At 38.2% G+C, this 12830-nt stretch carries 8 protein-coding genes; all 8 read left to right on the top strand.

The genetic code is table 11. The annotated features are described in order from the left end of the window. Positions 1–29 precede the first annotated feature (29 nt). Complete coding sequence (gene icmF, locus C1724_RS18395; protein WP_102348213.1) at positions 30–3296, top strand: fused isobutyryl-CoA mutase/GTPase IcmF; 3267 nt, start codon at positions 30–32, stop codon at positions 3294–3296. Positions 3297–3789: 493 nt separating this feature from the next. Beyond that, positions 3790–4389, top strand: a complete 600-nt coding sequence (rpoE, locus tag C1724_RS18400) for a DNA-directed RNA polymerase subunit delta (RefSeq protein WP_102348214.1) — start codon at positions 3790–3792, stop codon at positions 4387–4389. Between the two features lie 543 nt (positions 4390–4932). Beyond that, positions 4933–6534, top strand: a complete 1602-nt coding sequence (locus tag C1724_RS18405; protein WP_102348215.1) for a CTP synthase — start codon at positions 4933–4935, stop codon at positions 6532–6534. Between the two features lie 328 nt (positions 6535–6862). Beyond that, positions 6863–7237, top strand: a complete 375-nt coding sequence (locus C1724_RS18410; RefSeq protein ID WP_102348216.1) for a response regulator — start codon at positions 6863–6865, stop codon at positions 7235–7237. 747 nt (positions 7238–7984) lie between these two features. After that, entirely contained in the window at positions 7985–8848 is an 864-nt protein-coding gene (gene fba, locus C1724_RS18415; protein ID WP_102348217.1) for a class II fructose-1,6-bisphosphate aldolase, read from the top strand. Between the two features lie 258 nt (positions 8849–9106). Continuing rightward, positions 9107–9742 (top strand): fructose-6-phosphate aldolase, encoded by a 636-nt coding sequence (gene fsa / locus C1724_RS18420; protein WP_102348218.1) that lies wholly within the window; start codon positions 9107–9109, stop codon positions 9740–9742. A 661-nt stretch (positions 9743–10403) separates the two neighbouring features. Beyond that, on the top strand, positions 10404–11690 hold the full coding sequence (locus C1724_RS18425; protein ID WP_102348219.1) for a UDP-N-acetylglucosamine 1-carboxyvinyltransferase: 1287 nt from the start codon (positions 10404–10406) through the stop codon (positions 11688–11690). A gap of 35 nt (positions 11691–11725) precedes the next feature. Further along, positions 11726–12697, top strand: coding sequence for a class II fructose-bisphosphatase (gene glpX / locus C1724_RS18430; protein ID WP_102348220.1), 972 nt, complete (start codon positions 11726–11728; stop codon positions 12695–12697). Positions 12698–12830: the final 133 nt, after the last annotated feature.

A 12830-nucleotide genomic window follows, 5' to 3' on the forward strand; every position in this document is an offset into this window, starting at 1 on the left:
TAAGGAATTGATTTAAGGGGGAGTTGAAAGTGAGTAGGGTTGAAGTGTATCGTCCAAAAAATCATGTTCGCTTTGTTACGGCATCAAGTCTTTTTGATGGTCATGATGCATCCATCAATATTATGAGAAGAATTATTCAATCCAATGGGGCGGAGGTCATTCATTTAGGCCATAATCGTTCAGTTGAAGAAGTTGTGAATGCAGCAATACAAGAGGACGTACAAGGCATTGCAATGTCCTCCTATCAAGGGGGCCATGTTGAATATTTTAAATATATGTATGATCTCTTGCAGGAAAAAGGTGCATCACATATTCGGATTTACTGTGGCGGTGGAGGGGTCATTATTCCCCGTGAAATTAAAGAGCTCCATCAATATGGAATTGCCCGTGTGTTCTCACCTGATGATGGTCGCGAAATGGGACTTCAAGGGATGATTAATTTAATGGTTAAGGAATGCGATTTTCCAACGGTTACTATGCTACAGGATGAAGAACTAGCTACATTAAAAACCGGGGACCATAAAACGATTGCTAAATTTATAACCCTAGCGGAAAATACACTTACATCAAACAGTGAAGCAGCAGCATCTGCACAAGCGCTTCTTACTAAAGTAAAGGAATTGGAAAACGAAGTTCCGGTTGTTGGGATTACAGGAACAGGCGGAGCGGGGAAAAGTTCCTTAACCGATGAATTAATTCGCCGTTTTTTAAGTGAAATTCCTGAAAAAAAGATAGCAATTTTATCGGTAGATCCAACAAAGCAGAAAACAGGCGGCGCACTGTTAGGCGACCGCATCCGCATGAATTCCATATTCAACCCCCGTGTATATATGCGTAGCTTAGCAACTCGCGGCTCAAAATCAGAGCTTTCACTAGCGATTAAAGAGGCAATTCAAGTTGTAAAAGCTGCGGGCTTTGATTTAATTATCGTTGAAACAAGTGGTATTGGCCAAGGCGATGCAGAAATTACCGAGATTACGAATATATCGATGTATGTGATGACGAGTGAATTCGGGGCGCCGTCACAGCTCGAAAAAATTGACATGATAGATTATGCAGATTTAATTGTAATCAATAAATTTGAGCGCAAAGGATCTGAAGATGCACTTACACAAGTGCGCAAGCAGTATCAACGCAGTCATCAATTATTTGATCAAGAGCTAGAGCAAATGCCTGTATACGGTACAATTGCAAGCCAATTTAATGACGAAGGTACAAATACAGTATTTGTTGCACTTTTAGAAACGATTAATCAAAAATCAGGCAAGAATTGGTCAACCAAACTTCAGAAAACAAATGAAGTTGTTAAACAAAATATCATTATTCCAAATAACCGCCGTCATTATTTACGAGAAATTGCAGATACCGTACGGAACTATCATAAAACTGCAGATGAGCAAGTTAAGGTGGCTCGTCAGCTATTCCAGCTCAACGGAACCATTGAAACCTTGAATGTGAGCGACTCAAATGCTGAGATTGTCCAGTCTTTGAAAGCGCTTAAAGTGTCAATTGAAGAAAAGTTAACGCCGCAATCAAAGAAAATTTTAAAAGAATGGCCAGAGCGTATAAAGCAATACAGTGGCAAAGAATTTGTCACGAAGGTTCGCGATAAAGAGATTCGTACGGAGCTAACGACAAGAAGCCTTTCTGGACTTGATATCCCGAAGGTCCTGTTGCCTAAATTCGAAGATTGGGGCGAAATTTTGCGCTGGGTATATAAAGAAAATACACCGGGCTTTTTCCCATATACAGCGGGAGTGTTTCCATTTAAACGAAAGGGCGAGGATCCGAAGCGCCAGTTTGCTGGTGAAGGTACACCAGAACGGACGAACCGCCGTTTTCATTACTTATCTAAAGATGATAACGCAAAACGTTTAAGTACGGCGTTTGATTCGGTGACACTATATGGTGAGGATCCGGATTACCGTCCTGACATTTATGGGAAGGTTGGGGAAAGCGGCGTTAATGTATGTACACTTGAGGATATGAAAAAGCTTTATGATGGCTTTGATTTATGTGCCCCATCAACTTCTGTTTCAATGACAATCAATGGTCCGGCGCCTATTATTCTTGCCTTTTTTATGAATACAGCAATTGATCAACAGATTCGTATGTTTGAAGAGGAAAATGGACGAATCCCAACTGTCGAGGAGTTTGCAGCCATTAAGAAACGCACATTGCAAACAGTTCGCGGTACAGTGCAAGCTGATATTTTAAAAGAAGATCAAGGACAAAATACGTGCATCTTCTCAACTGAATTTGCGCTGCGAATGATGGGAGATATCCAGCAATACTTTATTGATCATAAAGTCCGGAACTATTATTCTGTTTCGATTTCGGGCTATCATATTGCTGAAGCGGGCGCAAATCCGATTTCGCAGCTTGCGTTTACTTTAGCAAATGGCTTTACCTATGTAGAATATTATCTAAGCCGCGGTATGGCGATTGATGATTTTGCACCAAACCTATCCTTCTTTTTCTCAAACGGTCTTGATCCAGAGTATACCGTGTTAGGGCGGGTTGCTCGCAGAATTTGGGCGGTTGTGATGAAAAATAAATATGGTGCAAATGAGCGCAGTCAAAAATTAAAATATCATATTCAAACATCAGGACGATCACTGCATGCCCAAGAAATTGACTTCAATGATATCCGCACTACGCTGCAAGCATTGCTTGCGATTATGGATAATTGTAATTCTCTTCATACAAATGCATATGACGAAGCAATTACAACTCCAACAGAGGAATCTGTTCGTCGGGCGATGGCAATTCAAATGATTATTACAAAAGAATTTGGCTTAACGAAAAATGAAAATCCAATGCAAGGCTCGTTCATCACTGAAGAGCTGACTGATCTTGTAGAAGAGGCTGTGCTGCAGGAGTTCGAGCGCATCAATGATCGCGGCGGTGTGTTAGGTGCAATGGAAACACAATACCAACGAAGCAAAATCCAAGAGGAATCAATGTTCTATGAAATGAAAAAGCATACAGGTGAGCTGCCGATTATCGGGGTGAACACGTATCTAAATCCAAATCCTCCGTCTGAGGAAGAAATGAACAGCATTCAACTTGCGCGGTCATCGAAAGAAGAAAAAGAACAACAAATTCATAACTTGAGGGCTTTCCAAGCGCAGCATGCAGATGTGGTGGAAGCCGCATTGAATTCTTTGAAAGAAGTTGCTATTTCAGGCGGAAACATATTCGCTGAACTAATGGAAACGGTAAAAGTCGCAAGCTTAGGCCAAATTACAAACGCCTTATACGAAGTTGGCGGCCAATACAGACGAAATATGTAAGTAGAAAATAGTGCGGATCACAGATAGTTTTTAGGTGCCCGTCGCTTGTCGGAATTTGTCGAAAAGATAAGGTGGTATACTGTAAGGTTTGCAACCTCTATCTATGAAAGAAAACGTACCGTTCGACAAATTACGACAAGTGACAGGCACCATCTTGGTTAAGTATACAGGCACCATCTTGGTTTGTATACTGGCACCATCTGGGTTTGTAGATAGGCGCCATCTGGGTTAGTAAACGGACACTATTTGGTTTTCCGTTTTTCCTATTTTGTTTTCTATTTCGAACGTGCTGTTCCCAATTTTATATAGTTTTATCCAAAATGTTGTGGTATATGGGTTTTTTTTGAAAAAACTCGGCAATACTCTAGCATATTATATGTAGATTTGTTTATAATGAATGGTATGATTTTCAATATTAGGAAATACATAATGAAGTCCACACGAAAATAATATAAACTATTTTTATGTAATTAATTTGAGAGGGGTTGCCGTAATGAGTTTCTCGCAATTATCAAGTGAACAAATCAAAGAAATGGCAATGATTGAAATTGCTTACTTAATGATACAAGAAGGTCGCGAAGCTATTGATTTTTACGAATTATTCAATAAAGTTGCTGATTTAAAAGGCTATACACAAGAAGAAAAAGATGAGCGAATTGCTCAATTTTATACAGATTTAAATATTGACGGTCGTTTCTTATGCATCGGTGATAATCGCTGGGGCCTAAGACGTTGGTATCCATTTGAACAAGCTGATGAAGAAGTTACAACACCTGCTAAGCCTAAGAAGAAAAAGGGTAAGAAGAAAGCAGTTGTGGATGATGACTTCGATGATTATGATGAAGACGAATTCGATGACGAATTTGAAGATGAAGATGAGCTTGACGATTTAGATGACGACGATGACGATGATTATGAACTAGATGATGATGATGAAGATGAAGATGAAATTGATGAATTAGATGAGCTCGATGACGATAATGATGAGTTAGGCGATTTGGATGAAGATGAATTCGAGCTTGAAGACGATGACGACGATGAGTTCGATGATGATGAAGAAGAAGAGCTAGACGAAGATGAGGACTTGGATTAATCAGTTCCAAATCTTTTAGTTTGCATAGCATAAGTGAATTTTGAAAAACATGAAATTTTCCTTTTTGGAAGATCTCATGTTTTTCTTTCTATTTTATAAAATACAACTAATTAAAGATCAAAGTATGACAAATGGGCCTTAGACACAACTTTAGAGATAACGCATTTGCTTTATTGGCTAAATTACGTGATTTTCTTATATTGACTTTAAAGAGTGAAATGGGTACAATCTTTCTTGGGCTCATAAAATTGAGTTTATAAAATATAAAGCCAAAGTGCTCCCATATTCGGGTAGCACTTTTTTTACTGTTAATTTATGGATGGCAATTATATGGAAATAATAAACACATGAAGTGCTGTGTTTTTATAAATGCCAACATTGATTGCTTTAGTACATACCCATACCTTAAAGGTCATCGTAGTTCACTACATTGCGAATTACGTGTTTTTATTATTTCATGATTTTTTCATGGAAGTTTCACTTTATATAATTATTTTAATCATCACATACTAGTGGTAAGCAAATTGAAAAGAGGGGAAAAGAATGACTAAATATATTTTCGTAACAGGTGGGGTAGTTTCTTCACTTGGAAAAGGTATCACAGCTGCATCATTAGGTCGTTTACTAAAAAACCGTGGATTAAATGTAACGATTCAAAAATTTGATCCATACATAAATGTTGACCCGGGAACAATGAGTCCTTATCAGCATGGAGAGGTTTTTGTAACGGACGATGGCGCTGAAACAGATTTAGACCTTGGTCATTACGAGCGTTTTATTGATATAAATTTAAGTAAGTATAGTAACGTAACAACAGGTAAAATTTATTCAACTGTGTTGAAAAAAGAGCGTCGTGGTGATTATTTAGGTGGAACGGTTCAAGTAATTCCACATATCACAAATGAAATCAAAGAGCGCGTATTCCGTGCAGGTAAAGAAACAAATGCTGATGTTGTCATAACTGAAATCGGTGGAACAGTAGGGGATATTGAATCATTGCCATTTTTAGAGGCCATTCGCCAAATTAAAAGCGATATCGGCCATGAAAATGTAATGTACATTCACTGTACATTAATTCCATATATTAAAGCTGCGGGTGAAATGAAAACAAAACCAACGCAACACAGCGTTAAAGAGCTTCGCAGTTTAGGTATTCAGCCAAATGTTATTGTTGTTCGTACTGAATTGCCTGTTTCTCAAGATATGAAAGATAAAATAGCTTTATTCTGTGACATTGATTCAAAATCAGTCATTGAAATGCGCGATGCAAAGAACCTATATGAAATTCCTTTAGCTATTCAAGATCAAGATTTTGACCAAATCGTTTGTGATCATTTAAAAATAACGGCTCCAAAAGCAGACATGACAGAGTGGAGTGCCCTTGTTGAAAAGGTTGAAAATCTTTCGAAGACAACTACAATTGGCTTAGTCGGTAAATATGTTGAGCTTCAAGATGCTTATATTTCAGTTGTTGAGGCATTGCGTCATGCTGGTTATTATTATGATAGTGAAATAAAAGTGGAATGGATTAATGCGGAGCACGTAACAGCTGATAACGTAGACGAGCTTTTAGCAGACGTAGATGGTGTTCTAGTACCAGGTGGCTTTGGTGACAGAGGTATTGAAGGTAAAATTGAAGCAATTCGCTATGCACGTGAAAATAAAGTTCCGTTCTTTGGCATTTGTTTAGGAATGCAGCTTGCATCAGTGGAATTTGCTCGCAATGTATTAGGCCTAACTGGTGCTAACTCTGCGGAAATCAATCCTGAAACACAGTACCCAATCATTGACCTATTACCTGAGCAAAAGGATATTGAAGATCTAGGCGGTACATTACGTTTAGGGTTATATCCATGTAAATTAGAAGAAGACACATTTGCTTATACAGCATATGACGATGAACTTGTGTATGAGCGCCACCGTCATCGTTATGAATTCAATAATGAATATCGCCAAGCGATGGAAGAAGCCGGCTTTAAGTTCTCGGGTACTAGTCCTGATGGCCGTCTTGTTGAAATCGTTGAGGTTAAGGACCACCCTTGGTTTGTTGCGTGCCAATTCCATCCGGAATTCCGCTCAAGACCAACAAGACCACAACCGCTATTTAGAGAATTCATTAATGCTTCTTTAAATTCAAAACAATAAATTATAAATAGCTGTCCCGATTTGGAGGACAAGTTTTTGCTAGGATTTTGATTCTAGGAAAGGCTTGGACTTCACATATGGGGCAGCCTTTTTTTGGTTAGTCTGATTAAGGCCTGTCGCTTTCTTATAAAAAAATGTATTTAAAATGCAATTTTTTAAATACTAAAGATTATAGAATTCTATTGCTATACAACGATTCGCTAAAGAAACGAAGAATAGTGTCGATAATATAATAAAATAAAATGAAGGAAAACCATGCCGGAATAGAGAAATATATATTTTAATAGATAATGTGTGTTACAACAGAAAATATAGTGGGGTGACTGTTTTGAGTAAAAAGCTTTTAATTATTGACGATCAATATGGTATTCGTATATTACTAAATGAAGTTTTTCAAAAGGAAGGTTACCAAACATATCAAGCGTCGAACGGTGTCCAAGCTCTTTCAATTATAGAGTCAGATCGACCAGATCTTGTGCTGTTAGATATGAAAATTCCTGGTATGGATGGAATTGAAATTTTAAAACGATTAAAGGAAATTGATCAAACCATTGAAGTGTTTATTATGACTGCTTACGGTGAGCTAGACATGATTCAACAAGCGAAAGATCTTGGAGCAATCACACATTTCGCTAAGCCATTTGATATTGATGAAATTCGTGCAGCGGTTAAAGCGCAAATTCCTATCGAATCTTTAAATTAACTTTTATGAGGTTTTATTTGATAACAACAATAGGGGACTTATCAAATATAACAAAATGGTAAATCTTGTGTTTCTGTAGAAAAATATTTCAAGAAAGAAACACTTGCTTTGTCTTGCGTTTCACTAGGTATTTTTATGGTAAAACAATAAGCCTAAACGAAATTCTTCTAAAATTAGTGTTTCTTAAAGCAGCATGCTGATGTGGTCGGGATAATTAATTTCAATAACTACGTGTTTTTTAACTACCCTTTGCATTTGAATAGAGGTTGTTAAGATCCTTCCGATTTACCTCCCTAAGGGCTTGACTGTATGTGTGACAAAGTAGAGCCCTTTTAGTTATTTCAGTGGACTTTCTATGTCCTGAATTATAAGCCATGTTAAATTAAGAAACACAAATTTCACGAGTGATTTTTAATTTTCTAATAAATACATATCTCTAAAAGCGTCCTCTCGGTGCAAACGTCGGCTGATAGGACTATCCTAAAGGGCCCTATGATCCCCACTTAGGTGGGAATTACCGGACACTAATACCTCGGATTGAACAACTTTCATCAGTAGGAGTTAAAGGGATTTAATCACCTGATGGAGTTTTACATATTTTTTTTAAAATAATAAACGATTGGGCAATATATGATGGAAGAAGGTACGTAATGTAAAGACTTCTATCGTTAATTCCTAGTATAGGTATGCTATACTAGTTGATGTATTGCGTACATATAACTTTACATTTTAAGGAGGACATGGAACATGCCTTTAGTATCAATGACAGAGATGTTAAACAAAGCAAAAGATGGTAAGTATGCTGTAGGACAATTCAATATTAACAACCTAGAGTATACACAAGCGATCTTACAGGCAGCTCAAGAAGAGAAATCGCCAGTCATTTTAGGTGTTTCAGAAGGTGCAGCTAAGTACATGGGTGGCTTTAAAACGGTTGTAGCCATGGTAACAGCACTTTTAGAAGATTATAAAATTACTGTACCAGTTGCGATTCATCTTGATCACGGTTCAAGCTTCGAAAAATGTGTGGAGGCGATTCATGCTGGTTTTACATCAGTTATGATTGATGGTTCACATTTTCCATTAGAAGAAAACATTGCTTTAACAAAGAAAGTTGTTGAAGTTGCACATACATTAGGTGTTTCTGTTGAAGCTGAATTAGGCCGTATTGGTGGACAAGAAGATGATTTAATCGTGGATGATGCAGAAGCTGCATATGCGATTCCATCTGAATGTGACCAACTTGTGCGCGAAACAAAGGTAGATTGTTTCGCACCTGCGCTAGGTTCTGTTCATGGACCATATAAAGGTGAGCCAAATCTTGGTTTCGATCGTATGAAAGAAGTAATGGAACTAACAGGAGTGCCATTAGTATTACATGGCGGAACTGGTATTCCGACAAAGGATATTCAAAAAGCCATTTCTTTAGGTACGGCTAAAATTAATGTAAATACAGAAAACCAAATTACATCTGCAAAAACAATTCGTAAAATTTTAGAAGAAAAGCCGGATCTTTACGACACACGTAAGTTTTTAGGGCCAGCTCGTGACACAATTAAAGAAACGGTTATTGGCAAAATGCGTGAATTTGGTTCTTCTAATAAAGCGTAATTCAATAAAGCGTTCGACTTTTATATAATTACTAAAAACAGATGCCTATTTACAGCATGGTGGTGTACTTGAAGGTCCTCTGTTCGAAACAGGCGTTTCAAACAGCGCATTTTTGATTCACTGTGCTTTGGCAGTGACAAAAAAAGCAGCCTTAGTTTCCTGCCATGCTTATTTGGCATTAGTTGAGTTCATATCTAGTTCTAAATATGGGTTTTTGCACTTTTATATTTAACAAAATCAATTGGAGTGATAATAGAAATGAAATTTTTTATAGATACAGCTAATATTGATGAAATCCGTGAAGCCAACGCACTTGGAATTTTAAGTGGTGTTACAACAAACCCTAGTTTAGTAGCGAAGGAAAATGTTTCTTTTCATGATCGTTTAAAAGAAATCGCTGCAGAAGTGGATGGTTCAATTAGTGCTGAAGTAATTTCGTTAAAAGCTGAGGAAATGATTGCAGAAGGTAAAGAATTAGCAGCAATTTCTCCGAACATTACAATTAAAGTTCCAATGACTCCAGATGGGCTGAAAGCAGTGAAGGCTTTCAAGGAACAAGGAATTAAAACAAATGTCACGTTAATTTTCTCTGCAAACCAAGCGTTATTAGCTGCTCGCGCTGGTGCATCCTATGTTTCTCCATTTTTAGGAAGACTAGATGATATTGGTCATGATGGTTTAGCATTAATTGAGCAAATTGCTAATATTTTTGCTATCCATGATATCGATACAGAAATTATTGCAGCATCAATTAGACATCCGTTGCATGTAACGGAAAGTGCTTTAAGAGGTGCAGATATCGCAACAGTACCACTTAAGGTTATTCTACAATTGTTTAACCACCCATTAACAGAAAGTGGAATAGAAAAGTTTTTAGCAGATTGGAATAAATAATTTTTTATAAGTTTAGACCATCTATAGTAACGGCAATACTGTAAACAGAGTCTCTTCTCTATCGAGGAGAGACTTTGTGAAATCTGTTAAAAATGGATGTTTGTATGATTCCATTTAAGACTCTGGTGGGACACCGTAAGCATTTCCGTATGTACTAAAATTCCCCTCCATACGTACTCAAAATTCTAGAAAAGAAACAAAGTTTCCGTGAAGTACTACAGCGTTGAAAGCCGGCTAGCTCGTTACTGTGTTAATTTTGTAAAAAAATATTTGGCCGTACTAGTACATGACCTTTTAATCCTTTAAGAAAAAGGATTAAGCATAAGAAATACATCGTCTTTTGCTATTATGTGCGAATTACGTGTTTTTCTAATTATTTTCGTTTATGGCCAATTTTATCAAAGAATTTAAAATAATAATTTCCAAATCTCATCCATGGCATCGGTTTTTAGTGTAAACTAGTAATGGTGTTCAATTAGCTTCAGCGGCTAAGTCACGATTAGCGGTAAACTAAGAGAAACGATAAGATTTAAAAACTTTTCCTAAGAGTGTCCACGTCCTCTTGACGAGGGTAAACTCCTAGGTACTAGAGTCTAAAACATCATAAGTTTAAGCGTCAACCAAGAATAAGACGTTTACAAAGGAGGCACAAAGTGGCGACATGGAAAAACTAAAGATTGAAGGCGGCCACTCGTTAACAGGGACCGTTCGTGTGAGCGGGGCAAAAAATAGTGCCGTTGCCTTAATCCCTGCAGCGATATTGTCAGGATCAACAGTAACAATTGAGGGATTGCCAAACATTTCGGACGTACATACTTTATGTGAATTGCTTGAAGAAATTGGAGGATCTACTCACTTTGAAAACGATGCATTAACAATAGATTCTTCAAAAATGGTCTCCATGCCTTTGCCAAATGGAAGGGTAAAAAAGTTGCGCGCCTCGTACTACTTAATGGGTGCGATGCTCGGCCGATTCAAACAAGCCGTAATCGGCTTGCCAGGAGGCTGTCATTTAGGGCCACGTCCCATTGATCAGCATATTAAAGGGTTTGAAGCATTAGGCGCTAAAGTTACGAACGAGCAAGGTGCGATTTATTTACGTGCCGACGAATTGAAGGGCGCTCGGATTTACCTTGATGTTGTTAGTGTGGGCGCTACGATCAATATTATGCTTGCAGCTGTTAAAGCAAAAGGTCAAACGCTGATTGAAAATGCTGCGAAAGAGCCGGAAATTATTGATGTAGCAACGATATTAACGAGCATGGGTGCGAAGATCAAGGGAGCAGGAACCGACGTAATCCGAATAGAGGGCGTTGAAAAGCTCAACGGCTGTCGACATACGATTATTCCAGATCGAATTGAAGCAGGTACATATATGATTATGGCTGCTGCACAAGGTGAAGGGGTATTAATCGATAACGTCATTCCACAGCATTTAGAATCGTTGATTGCGAAACTTCGCGAAATGGGTGCATCGATTGAAATTAGAGATGACCAAGTTTATATTTCAAAGGTTGACAACCTTAAGATGGTTGATATCAAAACGCTTGTATATCCAGGGTTTCCAACTGACTTGCAACAGCCGTTCACTGCGTTGCTTACTAAAGCCGAAGGTACTGGGATTGTAACGGATACGATTTATGGTGCTCGTTTTAAGCATATTGATGAGCTAAGAAGAATGAACGCAAATGTAAAAGTTGAAGGCCGCTCAGCCATTGTGACAGGGGCAACAAAGCTTCAGGGTGCTAAAGTAAAAGCGTCTGATTTGCGTGCAGGAGCGTGTCTTGTCATCGCAGGTCTAATGGCAGAGGGTATTACTGAAATTACGGGATTAGAGCATATTGATCGAGGATATGAAGATTTAGTGGACAAGCTGATGAATCTGGGGGCCGTTGCATGGCGAGAAAAAATGACTCCAGAAGAGATTAAAAACTTTCAAAACTCATAATCAGCAATTAAAGTCCTGTTGGGGGAGAGGGTAATATGGAACGTAGTTTATCAATGGAATTAGTTCGTGTAACAGAAGCGGCAGCACTTTCATCAGCAAGATGGATGGGTCGCGGTTTAAAGGACGAAGCAGACGATGCTGCAACAACAGCAATGCGGAATGTATTTGATACAATTCCGATGAAAGGTACTGTCGTAATTGGTGAAGGTGAAATGGACGAAGCGCCGATGTTATATATCGGTGAAAAAGTTGGGAATGGCTATGGTCAGCGTTTAGATGTAGCAGTTGATCCACTTGAGGGTACAAATATTGTGTCCCAAGGTGGCTGGGGAGCATTAGCTGTTATCGCAATTGCTGATCAAGGTTGCCTTTTACACGCACCTGATATGTATATGGATAAAATTGCAGTTGGACCAGATGCGGCAGGTATGATTGATATTAACGCACCAGTAATTGAAAACTTAAAAGCCGTTGCAAAGGCGAAAAATAAAAATGTAGAAGACGTAGTAGCGACTGTTTTAAATCGCGAACGTCATGCAAAAATTATTTCCGAAATTCGCGAAGCTGGCGCACGCATCAAGCTTATTCAAGACGGCGATGTTGCTGCTGCACTTAATACGGCATTTGATTTTACAGGTGTTGATATTTTATTTGGTTCTGGTGGTGCACCAGAAGGCGTACTATCTGCGGTTGGACTAAAATGTCTAGGTGGAGAGCTGCAAGGAAAACTTCTTCCGCAAAATGAAGAAGAACTAGAAAGATGCTATAAAATGGGCATTACTGATGTGAATAAAGTTTTAAAAATGGAAGATTTAGTTGCTGGTGATGATGCTATTTTTGCAGCAACAGGTGTAACCGATGGCGAGCTTTTGAAAGGTGTTCAATTTAAAGGAAACATGGCTACTACGCATACACTTGTCATGCGTGCGAAGTCAGGCACCGTTCGTTTCATCGACGGGCGTCACAGCTTATCTAAAAAACCAAACCTTGTAATGGATACAGAATAATCTTTTATTAATTAAATTATTATGACTTCCGTTTGCTGAAGCGAACTGGTTTTGACTAGATTACCTAATCAAATGGATTTGGCAGTTTCTTATCTAGTATTAATAAGCAAGCGGAAGTCTTAATTTACTTGTA

Source organism: Bacillus sp. Marseille-P3661 (genome assembly GCF_900240995.1).
Lineage (GTDB): Bacteria > Bacillota > Bacilli > Bacillales > Bacillaceae_J > OESV01.

What these genes read in the sequence shown, in the direction of transcription:
- C1724_RS18405 (WP_102348215.1), top strand. Translation starts at nt 4,933, where the DNA reads ATGACTAAATATATTTTCGTAACAGGTGGGGTAGTTTCTTCACTTGGA.
- glpX (WP_102348220.1), top strand. Translation starts at nt 11,726, where the DNA reads ATGGAACGTAGTTTATCAATGGAATTAGTTCGTGTAACAGAAGCGGCA.
- fsa (WP_102348218.1), top strand. Translation starts at nt 9,107, where the DNA reads ATGAAATTTTTTATAGATACAGCTAATATTGATGAAATCCGTGAAGCC.
- C1724_RS18425 (WP_102348219.1), top strand. Translation starts at nt 10,404, where the DNA reads ATGGAAAAACTAAAGATTGAAGGCGGCCACTCGTTAACAGGGACCGTT.
- fba (WP_102348217.1), top strand. Translation starts at nt 7,985, where the DNA reads ATGCCTTTAGTATCAATGACAGAGATGTTAAACAAAGCAAAAGATGGT.
- rpoE (WP_102348214.1), top strand. Translation starts at nt 3,790, where the DNA reads ATGAGTTTCTCGCAATTATCAAGTGAACAAATCAAAGAAATGGCAATG.